The sequence below is a fragment of the uncultured Kordia sp. genome (genome assembly GCF_947489565.1).
GTDB lineage: Bacteria > Bacteroidota > Bacteroidia > Flavobacteriales > Flavobacteriaceae > Kordia.
In genome coordinates, this window is sequence record NZ_CANLEA010000004.1 from 238,163 (window position 1) to 263,236 (window position 25,074).

The window sequence follows — 25,074 nt, forward strand, 5'->3', positions numbered from 1 at the left end:
GTTATTTTTTGATGAGTTTTTTGGTGATGATTCCTTCGGTAGTTTCTATTGTAATGAAATAGATTCCTGCTTGTAAATCAGTAATGCGTATGGTGTTTTGAGAGATTATATCACTTTTTTGAATTAATTTTCCTGTTCGATCATAAATTGCGATACTTTCCAGTTGTTTGTTGGTTTGAATGTGAATTTTAGACGCTGTCGGATTTGGATATAGTTTGATTTCGTCTGAAATGATTTCTTCTACAGCTAAAGTGCCACTTTCTGCTTCTATTACGGTTATAGAAAAGTTTGGAATTGCGGTGGAATTGTTGACAGTATTCATGTTTGAAGTGATATTAGAATTCCCATCAAATACATTTGTCACGTACGGCGTATTTGAATAGTATTGTGTCATTGTTGGTTGTCCTGTGTACGTAAATAGATTATTAAATTGTACTTGTGAAAAGTTGGTATCACTGATGTTGATGATGAGTAAGGTTTCTTTTTCTGCATTTGAAAATTTGTAACCAAACAACGATGGTACATTGTTTACGACAGTAGGGTTGTTATTGAATGTTATTTTTTGCATCTGCGTCATATCTGCGGAAGCGAGCGAAAAGAGTTTAAAACCAATTCCTACAGGCGCTAAAATCATCGGATTGTTGTTGTCATTGACCACATTGTTGTCAGAAATGTAATGCCATTCCATTTGATCGATTTTGTCACCCAAATTCAACCAACCGTACACAAAAGCTGCGTATCGTACGGCAGATGCCCAAGTTTCTTCTGCGATTTCTTTGACTTCACCAAATTCTGTAATCCAGATTTTGTAATCATTTGGCACAAGATTGTAATCAGATTGTTTGTCAATCGGATATTGAATGCCTTCGGAAATCGCAATTTCTGCGGAAGCGTTGTCTGTAATAGTTGTTTGCACACCGTACGTTGTGTTTAAATAATGGTGTTGCGTTACTGCGTAAATATCGTTTTTGAGCGCAGTGTATGTCGCATTGTTTTCCAGTTGATCGAAAATGGTATTGTTCCAACGTTCGCGGGCAGAGTTTCCATTGCCAACTTTTGTGGTTACTAGCGCAAATTTTATGTTTGGATATGCCGCTTTTATTTGTTCTACAATGGTTTTGCATTGTTTTAGATAGAAAGCTGCTGTGATGTCTGTTGCATCTTTTTTGGTTGCAGATACGTAAGGTTGATTGTTGGCTTCGTCCCAACCTGAATAGAATTGTCCGTTAATTTCTTTGATTTCGAAGATGCCACTTTCAATGTTTCCAAAGTAAAATTCATTGCCAATTTCAACCGCATACGGTTCTTTTCCTTGTGCTACAAATTCGTCTAGTGCGGCAATCATATCCGTAATTTTCAGTTGGAGTGTTGCATCACTTTTTAAAATTGCTTCCGAAGCATTTACAGAAATGCCTGTTGTTGGTGTCGGACGTGTTAAGTTGACCACATATATGATTTTGGTGCGAGTTGGCAGTGCATTTACAAATTGTGGAATTTTTAAAATTTCTTTGTTTCCCCACGATTTGTCTGTGTTTTCTAAAAATCGTCCTTCGCGCCAATCCCAATAGTTTGCTTGCGTTCCGCCTGGATAACGCACTATATCTGGATTCATGTCAGAAACTACGTTTTGAAAAGAAGCATCTGTCCACCATGTTCCGTTATCAGATCTGCGATTGAAACCAATATCCAATGACGTAATGTCCTGAATTGTAGTATCTAAATTTGTGGTAACCGTTTGTGCAGAACTGTTATTTCCTGTAAAGAAGCAAGTGAAAATGAGCAGAAAAAGATAGGAGTTTTTACAGTTCATGTTGTAGGATTGAAAAGATTTGGGGCAGTACATCTTGGGGAAATGTATGCTAGTTTTTTCTTTTTTTATTTTTGTTTTTATTCTTTTTATTACGTTTCAGCACGTCAAGTCGCTCAGGAACTAAGTATGTTTTTTTCCAATCTTTCAATAGTTGTAACAATTCAGTTGCCTTTTCAGGTTCTTTGTTTGCCAAATTGTTTTCTTCTGAAATGTCTTCTTTTAGATTGTATAGTTCGATAGTGTCCGTACCTAAGAATTGTATGAGTTTGTAATCACCTTTACGTACAACTGCTGCTTTGCTGTCGCCAGTACTGTGCGGACGCGCTTTGCGTGAAATCCAATATACGGTTCTGTTTTCCCAAGAATCTTTTCCTTTTAACACATTCGCGTAGCTTTCTCCATCAACATTTGCTACGTTTTTGTTCAGTGCTAATTCTAGTAATGTTGGAAATACGTCCATTCCTAACACGATGGATTTTTCATCTACACGTGGTTGTAATTCTTTGCTCCATTTTACAAATAATGGCACACGAATTCCGCCTTCGTATAAGTGTCCTTTTCCTGCTTTTAGTGGAATGTTTGTTGTTGCCAATTGACGTTCTCGTTTGTTTCCATCATTGGACAATCCGCCATGATCTGAAGAAAAAATGATGATGGTATTTTCGTCAATGTTCAAGTCTTTTAATGCTTTGAGTACGCGTCCTACGTTTTCATCTACATTTTCCACCATTCCCGCGTAAGCGGCATCATCTTGACGCATTTTACGTCTGCCTTCTCCTTCTTTGATAAATGCTGGCGTGTCACCAAATTCAATTGTTTTTAATTGTTCTTTGTTTCTTGCTTCATCTTCAGGTTTCGCTTCAATTGGCGTATGTACAGCATAGAAAGCCAATACTGCCAAAAACGGTTTGTCTTTTGGATTGTTTTGGATGAAGTTGATTGTTGCATCTGTTAATAAATCGGATGCGTAGTCACCTTCTGCGCCATCTTCTTCTACATTTGGAACAACATATTTGCCTTTTTTACCATTCTTTTTTTGGTTGAATGGAAAGAATCGCGATGAAATTCCACCAGCTTCTCCTGCCGCATACGTGTGTGAGAAACCAAAGTTTTCTGGATTGCTATCACCTTTTCCTAAATGCCATTTTCCGACATACGAAGTGTTGTAACCAGCATCATTGAAAAGTTTGATAAAGTTTCGTTCTTTCGGAATACCGCCTAAATGTCCTTTGTTTTCGTTTACAGGATACATTCCTGTCATCATTCCGTAACGCGATGGCGTACAACGTGGATAACTACTGTATGCATTTGTAAACGACACAGCTTCTTTTGCCAATTGGTCTATGTTGTTTGTGTTGTATAATTGAGAACCTGTGAAACTTAAATCATGGTATCCTAAATCGTCCGTATGGATGATGAGAATGTTTGGTTTTTCTTGCGCATGCAACAAAACTATTTGTAATAGTAAAATGATGAAACTTAGTTTTTTCATGTTTATAGTATTTGTAACAATTAGACTATTGAAAATGAATTTTGTTTAATTTGAAAGTTTTTATTTTGTTAAATGCGCTTTCAATTTGGCTTTGAGTTCTTTGACAATTTTGGCATAATTGGCATCTTTTACCCAGTTTTTTGTTTCCAACGGATCTGCTTCATAGTCGTACAATTCGCGTCCTACAATGTTGTTTCCGTTGTAGCTTTCGTAACTTCTGTAATCGTCTCCATGCCATTCTGTGTAACGGTAACGATCTGTTCTGATAGAATATCCCATACGTTTTCCTCTTTTGTATTGATGATACGCATAGTCCATGTCTAGGTTCGTGTTTTTATCGTTGTCTAGCAAAGGAACTAAGGATTTCCCGTCGGTTTGTGAGTGTTGTGCTACGTTTGCCAATTCAAAAACAGTTGGAAATAAGTCTACTAAATTTACAGGATGATCGCTTTTTTGATTTTTAGCAACTTTTGGTCCTGCAAACATGAACGGAATTCGTGTTGCTTGTTCAAAGTTAGAGTGTTTACACCATTGCGTATGATCGCCTAAGTGCCAACCGTGATCGCCCCAAAGTACGATGACTGTGTCTTCTAAAATTCCTCTGCGTTCTAAATCATCTAATAATAATCCAAGTTGTGCGTCTATGTATGAAATACACGCCATGTATCCGTGAATTAACTCGCGTTGTTTGGCTTCTGGTACCTTGTCTCCTACTCTTAATTTGTTGTCGATATCACTGAACGCACGCAATTCTCCAAAGGAATGATACGCAAGTTTTGGTGTTCCATCGGCTACTTGCTGAAATTTTGCTAAGTCAATTTTATCTCTGTCGTATAAATCCCAATATTTTTTTGGTGCAACAAATGGCAAGTGTGGTTTTTGATATCCAACTCCTAAAAACCAAGGTTTTCCACCTTTTTCTAATGTTTCCAATTGTTTTAATGCTGTTTGTGTGTATAAACCATCTTGGTAAGCCGTATCACTGACATCAGCACTTTCTGTGGAAGGTTTGAGACGTTTGAAAACATAGTTTCGTACTTTTCCACTACGCGTAATTCCTTTGGCGTTTGCTTCAGCAGCTAGTGCTTCCATTTTACGTTTGGTTTCTGGATTTTGATAGTAGTAAAAGGCTGCTTCTCCATATTTAGGGTCGAAGTTTTTTGGTAGTTGATGTGGCATGCTCCAACTTTTTCCATCATGTCCTTTGGCAGATGAACCTTTGTGATAAATTTTTCCAACAGCAGTAGTTTCATACCCTTGCGAGATTAAATGTTCTGGCATGGAAACTAAATTTGGTGCCGATTCTCTGAAGTCTGTATGCAAATCCCAAACTTTCGTTTTGTCAGGATTTGCGCCTGTCATCACACTTGCTCTCGACGGACCACAAACAGCGTATTGCACGTGTGCGTTGGTAAACGTCATGCCCATTTTTGCTAAACGATCAAAGTTTGGTGTGACCATTTGCATTTCTCCATAGTTGGAAAGTAGCGGTTTTAAATCGTCAATAGCAATGAAAAGTATGTTTTTCTTCGTGTTGTTTGCTGTCTGTGACGTTTCTGTTGAAGCAGTAGAATTCACAGATTTTTGTGCATTGCATGCCGTTACAATGATAGCGCTTATGCACAATAGACGTATGAGTAGTTTTTTCATGTTATTTTTTATTCGTTAAAATATCTTGAACCGAAGTTTCATCATCTTTTTTGTCTACAATAGAACCAAAATCTTTGTCCGTAATCATTCTAAAGTCTGCCAATGATTTATCATTTTCATATTTTTTCATGAGATTTTTGAGTTCTCCTTTTAAATTTTCAACAACACTTGCATACTGCGGATCGTTGATGATATTGTTGACTTGTTTCGGGTCTTTTTCTAAATCGTACAATTCCCATACGTCAATGTTATAGTAAAAATGTGCTAGCGTATATTTTTGCGTACGTATGCCATAATGTGGTTGTACGTGATGCCAATACGGAAATTCGTAATAGTGATAATACATGGCTTGCTGCCAGTCACTTGGCGTATTTCCTTCAAGTATTGTTTTGAAACTTTTTCCTTGCATTTTTTGATCAGACTGAATGTTTGCCAAGTCTAATAATGTTGGTGCAAAGTCAATGTTTGTAATGACATCTTCATTGATCGTGCCAGCTTTTACCATTTTTGGATATTTTACCATAAACGGCATTCTGATCGATTCTTCATAGATGAAACGCTTGTCAAAGAATCCATGATCTCCTAGGTAAAAACCTTGATCTGATGTTAAGACAATGATTGTGTTTTCTGTTAATCCGTTTTTGTCTAAATAATCCAACACACGACCAATATTGTCGTCAACTGATTTTACACATGCTAGATAGTCTTTGATATAGGTTTGATATCTCCATTTGCGCGCTTCTTCGTCCGACATACCTTCTGGTTTTACTACTTCGCCCTTTTTTGCTCCGTAAAACGCCCATTTTAGTTTTTCTTTTCCTTTGAGATTTGCTGGTTCTTCGAATTTCATATCACGACGTGAAAAGTATTCCATCGTCATTTCTGTATCGCCTGCCGTGAGTTCACGACCTTTGTAATCGTCATTAAACGTTGCAGGATAAGGCATTTCAACATCTTCCCACAATTGTTCGTATTTTTTGTCTGGTTGCCAAGGTCTGTGTGGTGCTTTGTATTGCAATACCATCATAAACGGAGCGTCTTTTTTGCGTCCTTCTTGTAACCAATTCATTGCAAAATCGGTGCTTAGGTTGGTTGCATATCCTTTTTCCTTAACGTTTTTTCCGTTTTCGTTGTACTTAGGATTCCAGTAATGACCTTGTTGTCCTGCGGAATTGTGATATTTGAATACATCAAAACCTTTTGGTTCCGTTCCTAAGTGCCATTTTCCAAAGAGTGAGGTTTGATAGCCACTTTTTTGAAATTCTTGTGGAAATGTCCATTGTGAAGCATTGAATTTTCCACCACTTTCATTTTTGTAGTATCCATTGAGATTGCTGTAGTTTCCTGTGAGAATTGCGGCACGTGATGGACCACAAATGGCATTGGTACACAATACATCTTGAAACAACATACCTTCTTTTGCTATACGATCAATGTTTGGCGTTGGCGCAATGTCTTTATAAATTCCGCCGTAAGCGCTAATTGCTTGCGTTGTTAAATCATCAGCCATGATATAGATGATGTTTGGCTGCTGAAATTCGGCAACTTCTACGGTATTGAGCACTTGCTCTTTTTTATTTTCTTTACACGCATAGAATGCTAAGACTCCAACAATAATTATATAGAGTTTTTTTCTCATCGTTCGTTATTTTTGTCTAACATGATTTTGTTGTTCACAGAAATCGTTGTTGTTTTTAAATTTTTGTTTGCAGAAGAATTTCCAGTCATGATGGTGAATTCTCCAGGTTCTACTACAAAATTGTAATCACGATCATACATCGCTAAACTTTCGGCTGTGATGGATAGTTCAACAGTTTGCGTTTCTCCTGCTTTGACCATGATTCTTTTGTAAGCTTTTAGTTCTTTTACAGGACGTGTGTACGAACTGATGTTGTCTCTAATGTAGAGTTGCACAACTTCTTCGCCGTCAACGTTACTTTTGTTTGAGATGTTGACTGTAACTTTGATTTCGTCCTCAATTCCGTTGAATGTTTCTTTTGAAACTGTTGGTTTTGAAAATTCAAAGTTTGCATAACTCAATCCGAAACCAAATGGATGCAATGGTTTTTTCTTTTCTGTATTGTATTTGTGAATGTACGCAGTTGGTTTGTGGTTGTACACCATTTGTAATTGTCCAACACTGCGCGGAATGGTTAATGGTAGTTTCCCTGATGGATTTATTTTTCCGAATAGGATTTCCGCCGTAGCTTGTCCCGCGAAAGCGCCACTTTCCCAAGTATTTAATACTGCTTTTGCACGTTGTTCTAACCAAGGTTCTGCAATTGGACTTCCGCTTACATAGACCACTACAACAGGTTTTCCAAGCGTGAACATTTTGTCTGCTAACTTCATTTGGTTTCCAGAGAGTTTGAGTGTAGCTCTGTCAATGTTTTCTCCTGTAGTTTTACGTTTCCAGTCGTGACGAAAAGAGTTTTCACCCAACACCAATACAATAATGTCTGACGATTTTGCTTTTTGTGCCGCTTTGTTAATGTTTTCTTCTGTGATTTCTTTAGAACGATCGCCCGAGTCAAAATAGCTGATTTTATAACCGTTTTCTTCTCCGATTTTCGTGATTCCTTCTACCATTGTAATGATGTTTTCTTCTGGTTGCGGAGAAACCCAATCGCCCAAAGTGGTTTGATTGTCTGCATTTGGACCTGTGATGAAGATCGTTTTTCCGTTACCGTTTTCAGTTAATGGTAAAAATTTGTTTTTGTTTTTTTGCAATACAATAGCGCGTCTCGCCTGCTCTAATGCTACTTTTTGATGTGGATTTGCAAAATTGACTTGTTTCGTTTTTTCAATGTCTACGAAAGGATTTTCGAATAAACCAAGTTTGAATTTGACTTCTAGTATTTTGCGACATGCTTCGTTGACACGTGCTTCGTCTACTTTTCCTTCCTTGACTAATTCGATTAAGAGTTCATCGAAAATTGGTCCGTGCATGTTCATGTCCATTCCTGCATTGATAGAGAATTCAATGGATTGTTTGAAATCTTTTGCTACATGATGCCATATATCAATTCGTGAAATATCGTTCCAATCGCTCACGTAGAAACCTTCAAATTTCCAACGATCGCGCATGAGTTCTGTCATCATATATTTGTCCATGTGTCCTGGCATTCCTGCAACTTCATTGTGTGCAGCCATGATGGAAAATACATTTGCTTCTTGTACCGCTCTGCGATATGGTGGTAAGAATATTTCAAAGAGTGTACGTTTGGATACATCTGTTGGTGAAGCGTTTAAACCGTTGATGGATGAACTTCCTGCGATGAGATGTTTTGCACAAGCTATTACATTTTCTTTCCCAGAGAAATCATCAGATTGCAATCCTTTTATGGTGGCAATTCCCATGTTTCCTACTAAGTATGGATCTTCGCCAAAGGTTTCTCCTGTTCTTCCCCAACGTGGATCGCGTAATACGTCAATGTTTGGTGTAAATGACCAATGCATTCCGTTGGCGCGCATTTCTAAAGCCGTTTGTACATTTCCTTCTTCTACGAGTACATCATCAAATGTAGCTGCTTGACTGATTGGTGACGGATAGATCGTTGCTCCTTCTACTAAACCATTTCCGTGAATGGCATCAATTCCGATAAGTAGCGGAATTTTTAGTGGTGATTTTTGCGCCAGTTCTTGTAGATGATTGGCTTCTTCTGGCGTAACAACGTGTAAGAAAGAACCAATTTTTCCTGCTTCTGCCAAACGTGCAACACTATCGCTTCGCATGCCTGGATAGAATCCTAGCGCATCATTTTTTTCTAATTCTTCTGGAGAAATTTTAGATTCTGCCGCTTTCATGTGTTCTAAACCTACGTATTGACACATTTGATGGACTTTGTCTTCAATGGTCATGCGAGACATTAAGTCGTCAATTCTGTCGTTTACATTTGCAGATGCATCCATGTAAACTGGGTTTTGATCGTTTTGTGTATTTTTTTTGTTTTCACACGAAAGTGAAAGTATTGTAATCGCAAGAAATGCAAATATGTATGTCGTTCTTTTCATATTTTTGGCAATTAGTAGCCTGGATTTTGGTCTGCTTGATTGATTGCTTGATTGTTTGATATTTCAGTTGATGGAATTGGTAATAGCATATTTTTTACGCTCACAGGATAGATAAAGTCTGTGTTTCCAAGATTTGAAAAGTTGTTATGATTTTCAATGACTTCTTGTAAGAAGTATTCGTATCCGCGACGACGTGTATCGAACCATTCGTGATTTTCGCCTAAGAGTTCGTATTGACGTTCGCGCATGATACGTGTTCGGAATTCATCTTGCGAAAGCGTTGCAGAAAAATCAGCAGGTTCAGTTGCGACTCCAGTTTCTGTGTTTCGCGCTCTTGTCAATACTTCATTTACATAGCCTAATGCTTCCGTAGTTGGTCCGTTTAATTCATTGGTGATTTCTGCTAACATTAGTAAGACATCTGCATAGCGGATTTTGATAAAGTTTCTATCTGTTGTCGTTCCGTTGAAACTTGGATCGAAATATTTTGTCAATACTGTATATCCGTCATTTCCATTTACTTGATTTGGATAGATATTTTTCACAGAACCATCTACTTTTGTGTAAGAATCAATGAGATACATGGCGTCAATTCTAGGATCGCCAGGATATTGTGTTAGGTGTTGCTCGTACGTTTCTTTGTTTGGACGAATTCTACCAAATGTTGCATACGAAAACAAGTCTTTTGGTGTGTATGAACGAACAACATCAGAGTTTCTTACGGCTCCGTTGGCTCCGTATTGCAATTCAAAGATAGCTTCCGATGTGTTTTCATTGTTTGGTTCAAAGAGTTCTGCGTAGGTAGCTGTTAAGCTGTATTGTCCGTACACTTGAATTGCTTCGTTATAAGCTTGTTGCCACAATGCCGCATCGTTGGTTTCGCTGGCTTGTGTCATGTATACTTTTGCTAAGTATGCATTTGCGGCAGTTTTTACAGGTCTTCCTTGCAAATATTCACCTGCATTTGGCAACATGAGTTTTGCTTTTTCAAAGTCAGAAATGATTAAATCATACACTTCTTGTTTGGAATTTCTTGGCAGAAATAGATTGTCTTCTGTTGCTGGAATTGTTCTGATGGGAACGCCTCCAAAGTAGCGAACTAAGTCAAAATATGTTGCTGCTCTTATGAAATATGCTTGTCCTAACGCCGTTTCTTTGTTTGCTAGTGTTAGTGTTGTGTTTTCTAAGTTATTGATGATTGTATTTGATACATTGATCGTTGAATACATTTGTGGCCATAAACGCGTCACCCAAATGTTGTTTGGCAAACAGTTGAGGCTTGTTGCATCTTGACTTGCTCCTTGGTTGGAGAAGAATTTCCCTGATATCGGCGCAATAAATCCATGAATGGATGTTCCGTGATATGCAGGATTGGCAAAGCTTTGGTATAGTCCGTTGATGGCAGCTTCTACGCCATCTTCCGTACCGAATACTTGTTCTTCACTGAAGAATGTTTCTGGTTCTTCTTCTAGGAAATCTTGACAACTTACACAAAAAGTAGCCAATACAAAACTGATGATTATTTGATATTTTTTCATGTTACTGTTGTTTAGAATGTTAGGTTTAGTGATAGTGAATAAGAACGTTGGTTTGGAAAAGAATTCCAATCGATTCCTACACGACTCGGATCAAAAGAGAAACTGTTTACTTCTGGATCAAATCCGCTATATTTTGTAAATAGTAATAGATTTTGACCTGATACTGAGATGTATGCATTTTTGATGAATGAATTTTCTTTTATCGGCACATTGTATCCAATTGCGACATTTGCCAAGCGCAAGAAACTTCCATCTTCTACAATTCTGTCTGTAAAGCCTGTTTCGTCAGCTAAGTCATATCCAACTCTTGGAAATGTTCCGTTTGGATTGTCTACACTCCAAGCATTGTAATACGCTTCCGAGCGAACATTGGTAAATAAGTTATCTGCGTATGCATCTCTGAGAAGATTTCCGTTTGCGATATCATTTCCATATACTCCATTGAATAATGCAGATAGTGAGAAGTTTTTGTATTCGATACTTGTTCCAAAACCGTAGTTGAAATCTGGATTGGGATCTCCAATGATTGTTAAATCGCTTGCATCAATGATACCATCGCCATTTTGATCGACTAAGTTTACATCTCCTAATTGTGGAGCCGTTCCGTTGAAACTCGCTGCAGTTGCAAGTTGTTCATCGTTTGAAATGATTCCATTGGTGGCATATCCGTAAAATAATCCTGGTGCTTCACCTTCTATGAAAATGTTTGCTTCCGATTTGAAGAAGTTTCCAGCAGAAATACGTCTTCCTAAATAAGCGCTGTATGTTTGTGTGCCGAATGAAGAAGGTGCAAATCCGATATCGCCAACTTCATTACGATTGAATGAGATGTTTCCATATACATTCCAACGAAAGTTATCATTTTTAATTATATCTGCATTGATGCTTAACTCAATTCCTTTATTAATTAAATCTCCTTGATTGGCGATATAGTTTTCAAATCCTACAGAACCTGGCAACGATACATTTAGCAGTAAGTCATAGATTTCTTTGTAATAAACATCTACCGAACCTACAATACGATCTTCCATGAATCCAAAATCTAAACCTGCATTGTATTGACTTGTGGTTTCCCAACTTAGTCCTGTGTTTTTTAGGTTTTGTGGAACGATCGAAGTTAATTGTCCGCCAGAAGCATCTGAATATTGTGTTTGTGTGAGATTGAATCGTGTTAGCGTACTAAAGTTTGGAATGGCTTGATTTCCCGTCATTCCCCAACCTAAACGCAGTTTTGCATCTGAGACAAATTTTGATTTGCGCAAGAATTTTTCTTTGTTGATTTTCCACGCAAAAGCAAACGCAGGAAAGTAGCCCCATTTGTTACCATCGGTAAATTTTGAACTTCCATCTGCTCTGAATGTTCCTGTAAAAATGTATTTGTTTTTGTAAGTATAGTTGATTCTTCCTAAGTACGATAGTAACGATTCTGGATTTTCATTGTAGAATACAGGTTGTTGATTTTGTCCTGAAGAAATTCCATCCGCACGCAAGTCTTGCAAAGGAAAATTGGTTGCAGAATTGATTGTATTCGTTGACACTCGTTGGTCAATAATAAATCCTAAGGTTCCGTTGACACGGTGATTTCTATTGAATTTATGCTTGAAAAGTAAGGTGTTGTCAATGTTGTAACGAAAACGATCTAATGTGCTTATTCCTGCTTCTCCATTGCTTCGTTCCCCACGAAATAAGCCTGTTCCGTACCAAATTTGACGTTCTTTGTTTCTGTAGTCTACGCCAACCGTGGTTCTGTAGGTGAAAGCATTTGAGATTTTGTAATCTAATCGCAATGAACCTAGCAAACGTAATTCTTTTGATAAATCGTCGTAATCAGTGAGCCAAGCTCTTGGTCCGTCGATACTTTGATTGAATTCAAAACCGCCAAAGTTGTCTTCAAATTCTAAAATTGGAGCTGCGGAAACTATTTGGCGAATGATATTGTTGTTTGTTCCACCTAAATTATCTGTTCCTTTGGAAGCTGAATTTTTAGTGAATGCTGCGGAAAATTTTGTTGATAGTTTTAGTTTTTCAGAGAATTGATTGGTGAGATTTGCATTGAAATCTGCACGTCTTACAAATGTTCTTGGCACTATTCCTTCATTGTTTAAGAAACCAGCCGAAATGTAGAATGTATTTTTTTCACTTCCACCAGCGGCAGAAATTCGATGATTGACTACTGTTGAAGCTTTGTAAATTTCATCACTCCAATCGACACCTTGAATACGCGCAATGGTTGCCGCATTGTCAATCATGAATTGCTCGTCGTTTTGAAAATTCGCGATACTTCCATCAGGATAGGTATAATAACGTGGACTGAATCCTTGATTGGCACGAACATCATTTTGATATTGTGCATATTCTGCCGTGTTGAGTACGTCAATGTTATTTGTGATTGTTCCTACGCGCGTACTTACATTGTATGTGAATTCTGTTTTTCCAGATTTTCCTCTTTTTGTAGTAATTAGTACAACTCCATTGGCTCCTCGCGAACCATAAATAGATGTTGCAGAAGCATCTTTTAAGATTTGAATATCGGCAATATCTCTCGGATTGATTCCTGAAAGTCCGCCTTGTGGTGCTAAATAGCTGTTTCCGCCCGATAATGGATCGGCAGCGTCTTCTGTAGCAGAATCGACAATGATTCCATCTACAACGTATAAAGGTTCCGTATTTCCTGTAAGACTGTTAAGTCCTCTAATTTTGATACTTATTGGCGCGCCAGGTTCAAAACCATTTGATGTAACTTGAACACCTGCGGCTCTACCTTGAATGAGGTTTTCAACCGTTTGCGATTGCGCTACAATGTCTTCATTTGCTTTGATGCTTGTAATTGCTCCTGTAACGTCTGTTTTGTCAACTTGTCCATATCCAATTAAGATGACCTCATCTAAGGCTTGTTCGTCTTTTTCGAGTTGTACGTTTATATTTTTTTGGTTGGTAATGGTGACTTCTTTCGTTTTGAAACCAATGTAACTGAATAGCAATGTTGCAGGAGTTGTTTTGATTTCAATGGTATAGTTACCATCAATATCCGCAATGGCAACTTTGGAAGTTTCTTTTACGACTACAGATGCGCCCGGAAGTGGAAATCCTGTGTTGTCAGTAATTTTACCTGTAATGTTGGTTTGCGCCGATAACGTTATCGTGAAAAGGGAAACCAGAAAACATAAAAACTGTACGTGTTTCATAATTTTGATTCGTTCGTTTGTGCTAAACTACTATTTAAATGTTTTTTAAAGGTTTTAAAATACATCACAAAAGGTCTGTTTATTGTCAAACCCTTTAAAATTAAGCAGTAAACGGCGGTTTTAAATAGGAATTTATGAATTATCGTAGTTGATTTTTGATAATTTTTAAAAGCTATTTGCAGTTTTTATTCTGAAAAAAGGTGTCTTTTTGACTTATTTTAGACTGTCCAAGAAACCACTCGGCGTCATTTTGTAGAATTTTTTGAACGATGTACTAAAGTATTTCGGATTGGAAAATCCAGAACTGTACGCCACTTCTTTGATCGTTTTGTCACCTTTGATGAGTAATTCTTTGGCGTGTTTGAGTTTGGTATGAATGATAAAATCTTGCGGCGAAAGATCGACCAAGTTTTTGAGTTTCATGTATAGTGACGTTCTACTCATGCCAAAACTTGCCGATAAATCGTGTACCGAAAATGAACTGTTGTTGATGTTTTCGATGATGGTTTTTTCGAGATTGTTCAAAAATTCTTGATCGCTTTTGTTTCGAAACATGGATGCGTTTTCTGCATCGCTTTCGTGAACGTATTTTTTGTGTAGTTTTTTCTGGAATTTGAGCGTATTGATCATTTTAGCAAACAATATTTTCATATTGATTGGCTTTTCAATGTATTCTGAGATACCGCTTTCCAAACTTTCTATTTTTTGATTGGAGTTTTGTAAAACAGTCATCATAAATACAGGAATATGATTTAGATTGATGTCTTTTTTGAGTTGACGCGCCATTTCCATTCCATCCATTTCTGGCATGATTAAGTCTGTCAAAATGATATCAGGAAAGAGTTGGGATGCGGTTTCCAAACCTTCTTTTCCATTTTTGGCTTCGTGTACTTGAAAATAGGTTGCTAAAGTGTCTACCAAAAGTTTACGAAGTTCGTCATTGTCTTCAACGATTAAGATTTTGCTATCGCTGAATTCTTCTAATTCTTCCTGAATTTCAATCGTATTTGGCACTTCTTCTACAGTATCTTCTATACTCGCTACATGATCGTGGAATTCTTTTACGTAATCTGGCAACGTGACCGTAAACGTTGTTCCTTTGTTTTCTTCACTCACAAAAGAAATTGTTCCTTTTATTTTATCGACCAAATTTTTAATCATAATTAAACCCAAACCAGTTCCCGGACGTTGACTATTAATGACATTTCGCGCTCTGTAATAACGATTTAGAATAAATTTTTGTTGGTCTTTTGGAATTCCGATTCCGTTGTCAATGACATCAATTTTTAAGTGTTGATTGTTGGTATGTGCTAATACAATTTTGATATGTCCGTTGTCATGTGAATATTTAATCGCGTTCGAAAATAGATTTAATATAATTTTTTCAAACGTATCAATGTCAAAGAAGAAGTTTTCGTGTTGTAATTTTTCAGTATCGAGTTCAACTTCAAGATTCCTTTCTGATAGTAAAGGTTTAAAATCGTTGATAAGTTGTAGTAAGTGTTTTTTGAGTGCTATTTTCTGAATGTCTTGTGCCAATGTTTCTTGGGAAGTCACTTTGTGGAAATTCAGCATTTGCTCAAATAATGAATTGATGCGCTTGACTGTTGTTTTGATTTGATCTTTTGATGTGTCTTGCGTTTCTTTGGAATCAGTCACTTTATCTAACGAAGAAATTAAAATCGTTAACGGTGTTTTGATTTCGTGTGTAATGTTGTTTAAAAAGTTGATTTGTTCATCGGCATTTCGTTTTTTCACCAAAACAGAGATGTAATGATAAATGGTGTATGCAATCGCAATTCCTAGTAATATGTATAATATGATAGCTAAATTACTTGCCCACCAAGCTGTTTTTATGTGAATTTGTAGTTTTCTTTCAGGTCCAAAGTCACCGTATTTGCTAGACGCTTTCACGCGAAATGTGTACGTTCCTGAATTTAGGTTGGTGTATGTTGCAAAGTCTGTTGCTGTTGGTGTTGACCATTCTTCTTCAAAACCATCTAATTTCCATGAGTATTTTAGTTTGGATGAACTTCCGTGCGAGATTCCTGTGAAACCAATTTCTATGGAGTTTTCGTGACTTTTTAGTGTGAGTTTGTCCGTAACATTGATATGGCTTTCAAGAATTTTTGTACCTGGTTGCACAGCTTTATTGAACAGTTTGAATTCTTCTAAAACGATGATTGGCCGATGATTTTCTCCTTTTATTTTTGTGGGATCAAATCGAACAATACCATCTACACCACCAAATGCGAATTCGTTCGTGTTTATTTTTGCAAAGCTTCCATAATTAAATTCGGTGCTAGTCAAACCATCTTTTTTGTCGAATGTATTGATGATGGTATCTTTTTCAGAAATGTTGATTTGCACCAATCCTTTAGTCGTACTTGCCCAAAGATTGTTGTCATTTGTTGCTAGAATTCCTTGAATGATATCGGAAGGCATTCCTGATTGGATTGATAATTTTTGAATTGCTTTATTCTTCGGATTGTAAAAAACCAAACCTTCTCCATTGGTTGCAAGAATATAGCGATTGTCATTTGTACAATAAACAGCATTTATGGTTGAAAAAGCCAATGTTTTTTCGTTCGGTTTTAACGCTTCTAATAACTTGAATTCTTTCTTTGCATCGTTGATGACATATATTCCGTTTCTTCCTGCTGCAATGATATTTCCTTCGTTATCAGACTGTATTGCTTTGATATTATTGATTGGATAGTTGTCCAAATCACCGTTTTTACGAAGTATTGTCATATACCCACCAATTCCGCCAAACCATAAGTTTCCGTGAACGTCTTTGTAAATGGTGTATGTTTTTTTGAGAAGTGTTTTATCGTCATCTATCGCTGTAAAACGTTCACTTGAAAGCGAATTGATGTTTACTTTGTACAGTCCGTTATTGTAGGTTCCAACCCACATATCATCACCATCTGCTTCAAAAGCCAATACAATATCTTTTACATTGTCTGGTTTTTTTGAGAGATTTTCAATATGTGTCCAAGAATCATTTTTTTTATCATAAATACTTGTTCCTTTTTTCGTTCCAAACCATAGTTTACCGTTGTTATCTTTTGCAATGGAACGTGTAAAATTGACCGCAAGACTATTTTTTTTATTCAGTTCATGTGTAATATTCTCGAATGGCAATTGATTTGAGTTGAAATAATTCACGCCACCACCATAGGACGCAATCCATAAGATACCTCGCTTACCGAATTCTAGATCGTAAATTCCGTTACTTGAGATTGATTTCGGATTGTCCGCATCTTCTGTGTAATGTTGAAGTATGTTGAACTTTTGATCTGTGTAGTAGAGTCCGTCGCCATCCGTTGCAATGAACATATTTTGCTTGTCATCCAGAATAAAATCATTGATTGGACAATTGAAATTTTTAGAAAGTTCGATGGAATTTACATCAAATGATTTCGTGTGAACTGTAAAAATCATTCCTGTTTTTGTTCCAACCATCAATTGATCTTTCAGTAAAACAATACTACTGATGTTTTGAGGATTGCCATCAAGTTTGATTTTGACAACTTCGCCCGTTTGTATATCGTAAGAATATAAACCTTTGCTTGTTCCGAGAACAATGGTATCATTAAACGCATGTAGCGCATGAATTACATGTCCTTCTAATACGTTTTCAAGTTGCGCATCGCTTTTGTTGGGCGAATATTTCCAAAGTCCGTTATAACCACCAATCCAAACGGTATTATTTTTATCTTCACAAAACGCTTCTACCAATGAAGGATTGATTGCTTTTTTATTGTCTACAATGTCAAATATATCCTTGTTGGCGTTGTATTTACAGATGCCTTTTTCCGAACCTGCCCAAATTTGCTGTTTTGAATCGATAAAAATTTCCGTGATTCTATTATTTAACGACGTTGGCAAACCATTGTATGTATTGTAAAATTTAAATGTTTTGCTGTTGTGTTTTGCGATTCCTTCTTCGGAAGCAATCCAAACATTTCCAATACTATCTTGTTTGATATCGTATACAATACTTTGCGAATATTCATTATTACCTGCCAATTGTTCAAACGCAATTTTATGTTGCGCATGCGTAGTTGTTATAAAAACTACAAAGAGGAATAGGAATATGTGTTGAATGGGCTTCAATTTTAGGCGCTAATACTTATATTTGACGATAAATATAATTGTTTTTTAAATATACCTCAATATTTTCAAGAATATGAAATATAAACTTCCCATAATTGCCATTCTTCTAATTTTGATCTGTTTTAGTTGTAAAAATGACCAAAAGACAACCAAAAAAGTTGAAACGCCTGTTAAACAAGAAAAACCTTCAAATATAAATACACCAAAAGGAATGGTTTGGGTTGCTGGGAAAACCTTTACGCAAGGAGCCAAAGCTAGTGATTCGTATGCGATGCCAAGAGAAAAACCAGCCCACGAAGTCACTGTTGATGGTTTTTTTATGGACATTCACGAAGTGACAAATGAAGAATTTAAAAAATTTGTGGATGCTACAGGTTATGTTACTGTTGCCGAGCGTCCAATTGATTGGGAAGTTATGAAAAAAGAATTACCAAAAGGCACTCCAAAACCACACGATTCTATTTTACAGCCTGGAAGTTTAATTTTTAATAAAAGCGTGAATGCTGTTGCAAATATGAACAATTATGCACAATGGTGGACATGGAAAGTTGGCGCCAATTGGAAGCAACCGGAAGGGAAAGGAAGTTCGATAGAAGGTAAAGAAAATCATCCTGTAGTACACGTTGCTTTTGAAGATGCGCTGGCATATTGTAAATGGGCCAACAGACGTTTGCCAACGGAAGCTGAATGGGAAGCCGCAGCACAAGGAACTCAAAAAGATGCTGTGTTTACTTGGGGAAATGATACTTCTGTATTGAACCAAAAAGCAAATACTTGGCAAGGAACGTTTCCAACTGAAAATTTATCAAAAGATGGGTTTACATACATTGCGCCTGTAGGTTCGTATGATCCGAATAATATTGGAATTTACGATATGTTAGGGAATGTTTGGGAATGGACTTCGGATGTATATAATATGAATTACTACAATAGTTTGGATACTTCAAAACCCATTTTGAATCCAAAAGGTGCAGATACCTATTACAATCCTCAAAATCCGTATCAAGTAGAAATGGTGATGAAAGGTGGTTCTTATTTGTGTCACGATTCTTATTGTGCAAGCTTTAGAATTTCCGCACGTATGTCTACGAGTAAAGATTCCGGTTCAGATCATTTAGGATTTAGAACTGTTGCAACACCTGAAATGTTGAAGTAATTGAAGATTTCCTTTCTTTTATTAACTTATTTATTTCTATCTTTGGATATATTTAATCATCAAATGATGAAAATCTAAACGCATATACAAACGCATATAGATTGTCTATTATAAGTAGGGTTTTAAAAACTTAACAAACTGATAATCAACTACGATTATTTTAGTAATTGAGTTCATAACCCGGAGGTCTCGGGTTCAATTCCCGATCTCGCTACAAAGATAAAATAGGCTTTAAGTCAGTACTTTATACGGTTTACCACTTTTGGCAAACCGTTTTTTTATTACTAATCTCAACGAAATTTTAACAAACGAGTATATAAACAAGCATGTTTCTATTGCAAAAAAATGTTTTCAGAGCCTAAGATATATGATGCAAAAGGTGATCTTTCCAAACGTTGTTATTTCTACTACTACTATCGGAATCCCGTAACAGAAAAATTAGTCTTACAACCACCTTTATATATGGGAGTCAATAGATTAAAGACTAAAAAAGAACGAATGAAAATGCTCGTCATTAATCAAATAGTATTGCATGAACTACTGAAAAAGGGATATAATCCTTATGAATCTTACACAGAAACTGATAAACGCATTGAACAACAGAAAATACAAGAAGAAGGTATTGAATTTGACAGTCAACGAAAAAATTATACTGTAAAAGAAGCGCTATTTTTTGCTTTAAAGCAACGTAAACCGCATTGGAAAAAGAAAACTGCGGGAACAATGAATGGTCATTACAATAGATTTGTTGATGTTGTTAAATCATTAATAGTAAGCACTTTGCGATTATAAGAGAAAGAAAATTTGTTATCACGACAATCAATTTCAATTTTACATTGAGTAGTTAAGTCACAAGCGTTCTGCACTAATTCCCAAAATAGCTCGATTAGATGAGTTTTTATTGAACTCTTCAAAATTGCGAAGCATACCATCTGCGTGCTGTTTTAAATCAGAACGTTCATCTTCTTTCTTACGTTTTCTCAATTAATAGGTTTTTATCTTCTATCATAGTAGCTTGTGAAGTACAATTTTTAATAACACAACATACATGTTTAAGAAATCTCCTTCATGACGTTAACATATTAATTTTTCTTATAATACTTAAAGAGTACTTAAAGGGTAATTCTGTTTATACAAAAAAAACTCTCTCAAATTCCTCACCAAAAAGTTCAAACTTTAAAGGTTCGGGGTTAATTGAAGGGACAAATTAATATTTTTATTTTTTTGACTGTTACGAGCAGTCTCCATACTCATCGATAACTCCCTTTTTTCCTTCTAAATCTGTTACTAAGGCTAATCCGTTATAGAAAGGTTCAATCATTAAAAATCGATATTGGTATATTTCTTTTCCATAAATATCGATATGATGCCAACCCTTTTCATCTTTTGCACAGGCAAATCCTTTGTGGTATACATTTAAATCGTAGAAATACCTATTGTGAACTTTTGAGCCATCTTTATAAATGTGTGTAAATTTTTCATTTTCCAATTGCACACAGGCAATTCCATCTCTAAAATCTCCAGCATAAGTATATTTCTCGTCATATAGTGAATTTCCTTTTTCGTCAATATGAAAGTAGAAATTATAAAAATCTCTGACTGCACACACATTTTGTTGATAATTTCCAACCCATTTGTAACGCTGATTATAAATTGGTTTTCCGTTTATATCAATATGAAAAGCTCCTTTATTGTTGATCACACCCGCTTTTTCATAGTAAAATCCAAAAGTCCTATCATAACGTTCTCTATAAATTGCTTCTCCTTTAATATTAATGTGATATGCTCCACTTTCATCAAGAACCGCAGCAAGTCCTTCTTTGTGAAAGTTAAGTGCATTCAAAAAAGTATGACTAAAAAGAGGTTTCCCTTGATATAAATACTGAGTTTGTGATGTATTTACTGTTATGTCAAAATAGTTCATTTCGTAATTCTTGCTTTTAGTTTTTTAAATAATATATCATTAACGCCACAAGATTCTAAATACAACTGAATATTTCCGTGCTCATTCACGACATCCAAGAAAATCTGAAGGTTTTCTTTTTTTGTATCTGATTCAGATGCGAGATAATCATTCAAAATAACTTCATAATTTGACCCAGAAACTAAATGCAGTATTGTGGCAATGATGCCTGTTCGATCTTTACCTGCATGACAATGAAATAGAATGTTTTGTTCACTTTCAGCAATTGTTTTTACAACTTTATATATAGATTTTTTACACGATCTACTGAAAAAACGATATGCAATTTCTACATTACTTCCATGTGCATACTTTTCTTTAAATTCTTGCGATTGATTCCAAGGATCGAAAGCCGCAATTATATATTGAATACCATTTAGGTGTGATTTTGTAAATGGTACTTCCTCTACTTCTCTTGGCGCTCTTAAATCAATGATTATTTTTATATTTCTCTCTACCAATAACTCCTTATAAGCTTCAAAAGGTTGTATCAAAGTTGGGCAACTTCCTCGATAAATCATTTCATTTTTTAATTTATCATTATAAGTGGCGACATCTCTATAATTCCAAAAATAATCTCTCTTGTAGATGCTTTCTAACATTTTTTTAATTTCTGAATAGCGGGTTTTTTCGACTTGGCTTTCGATTGCTTTGTAAAAAAAATCTAGGAGTTGTCTTTTTTGTTTGTTTACTTCTGATAAGAGCAATTCTCCTGATAACTGAAAGAACACGTTTTTTAATTCAGTATTTAAAACAGTTGTACTAAAATTTTTAGGAAGAAATAAATATTCGTGAATACCATTGTTCAAACAATGTAATTGAATCGAAACTTCTAAAGCAATATTGTAGAAAAAGTAACTTTGATATGCATCACTTCTGGCGTGCATTCGAGATGAACTTTCAAATTCATATATAAATTTTGTGATCAAATCATTAATATCGTAAACTACATTCTGATGAGTATCAACAATCATTTCAAGAGTTTGCTGCGTAATTCCTGTTCTGTCAATCAATATAGAATTTTTGATCTGCTCTTTATCGATATTTGAACCTTTATAATATGTAGCTTGATCTTTAAGGTTTACACAAAGAGTAATTTCAATTTTTGGTTTTGAAGTAAAATAGATCACAATTTTGGAACGGAGTTTTACAAATACAATAGCAATTACATCTTCTAGTCTAGGTTCTAACGATTGTATGAGTTCTCTTTTATCAAAACTTTTTTCAGTTTCTAATATAAGATCTACATCTGAATTTACAGTCGCGCTTTTTCTTCCATAAGAACCATACAACACAAGACTTTTGATCTTACTTTGATCAGCTATTACTTGCGTGACTAATGATAAACAAGGGTGACTTAACATGGTTTTCTCATATTACAGCTTTGACAAAGTGCATTTGATTTATAATTCTTCACCAAATTTCTATACTGCCCACTTTTCACAACCTCAGCTATTGATGTTTCATTAATATTTCCAAAATCACCTAATGATTGTCTTAACTCATCTGGAGCGCAACATGGCGATATTTTTCCAGTGGCAGAAATCCACAATTCTTTTTCCAAAAAAGGACATTCGTAAGCTGTTGGTACGTTTTTTTCATTATGACTTGTAAGCGGTGTAATGTTTTCTAGTAGTACTTTTTCTCCGTTAGGTTTTAAGTATGTATTTGCTGCGTGATTTGCTTCACTTACATAGGTATTCCATGTTGATATACTTTGGCTAGAATGCTGCATTGATAAGTGCTTTATTTCATCAAAATGTGCCCAAAGTTGATGCCCTTTTACTCTGTCTACTCCTAAAGATGCTGCAAGTCTTATGATATCACTTAGTTCGTGCATGTTGTTCTGCATAAATGTAAGTTGAAATGTCACACGGCAATAAACTCCCATTTTTTCATAAAAAGAATCTCGATATGCTATGAAAGCTTTCACATTCTCTATGGCTTTATCAAAGTCAATACCTTTCATTACTGTTGAAGCAGTTGTTGAAGTTGCTCCATTCCAACTAATCTTCACATCAGTGGTTACAGGTACAATAAGTTTTGCCCATTCTAATACTGTTTTTTTTGGAAATGTTCCATTTGTTGTTAAGTTGATTTTTAATCCCTTAGAGGAAGCTAGTTTTAATAACGCATCAAACTCTTTGTATAAAAGTGGTTCTCCCATAGTGGATGGAATGATCTCTTTAATTCCTATATCCTTTGCTTGTTCAATAATTGAAGTGACCATCTCAAAATTCATTCTTCTTCGTTTTATTCCAGTTGTTTTATATAGATTAGAAATAAAATCACTGTAAGGACTGTGTTCCTCACACATAATACAGTTAAGGTTACAATCTTCGGGATTTGTGTCAATCGTTAAGCGCCATAATTTTGTATCAAGTTGACTCTTGTATATATCTTCAAGAATTTCACAATGCATATCTATAGAAACTACTTCACCATTTTCACTATACAAATACCCTTTTTTTCCTAGTATTTTCATCTCATTAGGATTCTTTAAAGCATACAACATCTTACCATATAAATCTTCATGGTTTCTGTGTTCAAATAATAAACCGTTTACTTTGTGATGTACATATTCTTTCATGCCTCCATAATTGGCAGTTATCACAGGAATGTGACATGCTTGCGCTTCGTGAATTACTAATGGCGAATTCTCCGCCCAAATGGATGGAACAACAATACAATCAACTTTTGAGAACACTTCGCTGACAATATTTTCATTTTTATATTCAGGTAGAAATTCAATTTTATTTTTTGAACTCGATGCAAGTAATCGGAGCGCTTTCGTACTTTGTCCTCTATCGCGTCCATAGATAAGTAATTCTGCTGTTGTATCAAGTTTTTTAAAAGCCTTTATTAAAAGGTTGATGCCTTTTGCAGGAATATGTGTTCCTATATAACCAAATGTGAAAGGACGCTCTGTATTATTTTCAACAGGTTTCAAATAGCTTGTATCAAACCCATAGTCTAAATATTGAATTTTATTTGATGGCATATTGAAATCATTAATAAAACGACTCCTTAGATAGTTTGCAGGAGCTATAAAAGTCGAGACTTTATCTACAATAGATTTGGTTTCCTTCATACGTCTTTCTATCCAATGAGTCCATTGTCCTAGATCAACCTTCTCTTCTTCTTTCTTCCCACTGAAATATACCCGATAACAATCTGAAGCACATTTGGTATGATCTTGTTTGTTACAAACTTGATAGTTGTTTTCTTGACCAATACTACGTGTTAAAAATTGACCTCTAGGACACATTAGCCAAAAATCATGAAGTGTAAATACAATAGGTATGGAATGTTTATATAATACATCAACAATACCTGTTGATAAATGATTTAAATGACCTACATGCGAAATGTCTGGTTGTAAGTCTTGAATAAGATTTTCGAATATACTGTCAATTTCAGAATGCTTATAACCATCTTTACTCTGTGGATTATTTATATAATAGATAACTAAATTTTGATTCCGTATTTCTTGTCTAATTTCAAAATCTGGACGATACACATTTTCCTCTCTTGTAAATACGGTAACACGATGTTTTTTTGATAATTGTTTTGTAATAGCTTCACTATATACTTCTGATCCTGCATTATATAAAGGTGGAAATCCGTGTATGATTTTAAGTATGTGCATGATGTAAAATTCCAATTCTTAATATTAAATAAAAAACTCGAAAAATATAAGAATATTTTTTTTATTTAATATTTATAATCAACATTAATCATAAAGAAATTTCTTCATAATGTTTTTCAAATAACACATAATTGCTTGAAAATTACAAGAGCATGTTTACTGAGTTTTATCTTCTAGAAATTATGTAAAGGATGTGTTTATAAAATTTTAGGATATATAAACAACTTAAAGCTATAGTTGAATTATGAATTTGGGTAGACAACTTGATATCCAAAACTTACCTTTTGAAAAACATTCTAAATAAGAAATAAAAAAAAGCTATTGCAATAACAAAACTAAAAACTTGTGATAAAATATTACCTATCACAATATCAAATCTATCTGTATATTGTAATACCATAACTAGTATAGAAAGAATACATAATCCAATCTTAAGATTGTTATTGCTTTTTTTAAGGAACATATATAAAATTAATAGTATAATAGCTCCTGCTC

The 25,074-nt window shown here is 35.4% G+C and carries 14 protein-coding genes; 2 read left to right on the forward strand and 12 right to left on the reverse strand.

What is annotated here, in order from left to right:
* Position 1: 1 nt before the first annotated feature.
* From Q0845_RS07085 to Q0845_RS07120, 8 genes are all read right to left on the reverse strand, one after another.
* Positions 2-1,810 (reverse strand): T9SS type A sorting domain-containing protein, encoded by a 1,809-nt coding sequence (locus Q0845_RS07085; protein ID WP_298511159.1) that lies wholly within the window; start codon positions 1,808-1,810, stop codon positions 2-4.
* Between the two features lie 49 nt (positions 1,811-1,859).
* The gene (locus Q0845_RS07090; protein WP_298511161.1) at positions 1,860-3,302 is read right to left on the reverse strand and encodes a sulfatase; all 1,443 of its coding nucleotides are present in this window, start codon (positions 3,300-3,302) and stop codon (positions 1,860-1,862) included.
* A 60-nt stretch (positions 3,303-3,362) separates the two neighbouring features.
* On the reverse strand, positions 3,363-4,952 hold the full coding sequence (locus Q0845_RS07095; RefSeq protein WP_298511163.1) for a sulfatase: 1,590 nt from the start codon (positions 4,950-4,952) through the stop codon (positions 3,363-3,365).
* A 1-nt stretch (position 4,953) separates the two neighbouring features.
* The gene (locus tag Q0845_RS07100) at positions 4,954-6,591 is read right to left on the reverse strand and encodes a sulfatase (RefSeq protein ID WP_298511165.1); all 1,638 of its coding nucleotides are present in this window, start codon (positions 6,589-6,591) and stop codon (positions 4,954-4,956) included.
* Entirely contained in the window at positions 6,588-8,966 is a 2,379-nt protein-coding gene (locus tag Q0845_RS07105; RefSeq protein WP_298511167.1) for a glycoside hydrolase family 3 N-terminal domain-containing protein, read from the reverse strand. Before Q0845_RS07105 ends, Q0845_RS07100 begins: the two co-directional genes overlap by 4 nt.
* 11 nt (positions 8,967-8,977) lie before the next feature.
* Positions 8,978-10,504, reverse strand: a complete 1,527-nt coding sequence (locus Q0845_RS07110; protein WP_298511169.1) for a RagB/SusD family nutrient uptake outer membrane protein — start codon at positions 10,502-10,504, stop codon at positions 8,978-8,980.
* A gap of 11 nt (positions 10,505-10,515) precedes the next feature.
* Positions 10,516-13,689: a TonB-dependent receptor gene (locus Q0845_RS07115; protein ID WP_298511171.1), complete on the reverse strand. Its 3,174-nt coding sequence runs from the start codon at positions 13,687-13,689 to the stop codon at positions 10,516-10,518.
* A gap of 213 nt (positions 13,690-13,902) precedes the next feature.
* Positions 13,903-17,811 carry a two-component regulator propeller domain-containing protein gene (locus Q0845_RS07120; RefSeq protein ID WP_298511173.1) on the reverse strand — a complete coding sequence of 1,303 codons (3,909 nt, stop codon included), beginning with the start codon at positions 17,809-17,811 and terminating at the stop codon, positions 13,903-13,905.
* Positions 17,812-17,884: 73 nt separating this feature from the next.
* Between Q0845_RS07120 and Q0845_RS07125 the strand changes: the two genes are divergently transcribed.
* Together Q0845_RS07125 and Q0845_RS07130 are read left to right on the forward strand one after the other, a co-directional pair.
* Positions 17,885-18,967 carry a formylglycine-generating enzyme family protein gene (locus Q0845_RS07125; protein ID WP_298511175.1) on the forward strand — a complete coding sequence of 361 codons (1,083 nt, stop codon included), beginning with the start codon at positions 17,885-17,887 and terminating at the stop codon, positions 18,965-18,967.
* A gap of 345 nt (positions 18,968-19,312) precedes the next feature.
* Positions 19,313-19,759 (forward strand): hypothetical protein, encoded by a 447-nt coding sequence (locus tag Q0845_RS07130; protein ID WP_298511177.1) that lies wholly within the window; start codon positions 19,313-19,315, stop codon positions 19,757-19,759.
* Between the two features lie 57 nt (positions 19,760-19,816).
* Here Q0845_RS07130 and Q0845_RS07135 read toward each other — a convergent pair whose 3' ends face one another.
* The 4 genes from Q0845_RS07135 to Q0845_RS07150 all read right to left on the reverse strand — a co-directional run bounded on the left by Q0845_RS07135 (position 19,817) and on the right by Q0845_RS07150 (position 24,579).
* Complete coding sequence (locus Q0845_RS07135) at positions 19,817-19,951, reverse strand: hypothetical protein (protein WP_298511179.1); 135 nt, start codon at positions 19,949-19,951, stop codon at positions 19,817-19,819.
* A 247-nt stretch (positions 19,952-20,198) separates the two neighbouring features.
* Entirely contained in the window at positions 20,199-20,891 is a 693-nt protein-coding gene (locus Q0845_RS07140) for a WG repeat-containing protein (RefSeq protein WP_298511181.1), read from the reverse strand.
* A complete protein-coding gene (locus tag Q0845_RS07145; protein ID WP_298511183.1) occupies positions 20,888-22,294 on the reverse strand; it encodes a tyrosine-protein phosphatase in 1,407 nt (468 codons plus the stop codon). The genes Q0845_RS07140 and Q0845_RS07145 overlap by 4 nt, the downstream gene beginning before the upstream one ends.
* On the reverse strand, positions 22,288-24,579 hold the full coding sequence (locus Q0845_RS07150; protein ID WP_298511185.1) for a glycosyltransferase: 2,292 nt from the start codon (positions 24,577-24,579) through the stop codon (positions 22,288-22,290). Before Q0845_RS07150 ends, Q0845_RS07145 begins: the two co-directional genes overlap by 7 nt.
* Between the last annotated feature and the right edge of the window lie 495 nt (positions 24,580-25,074).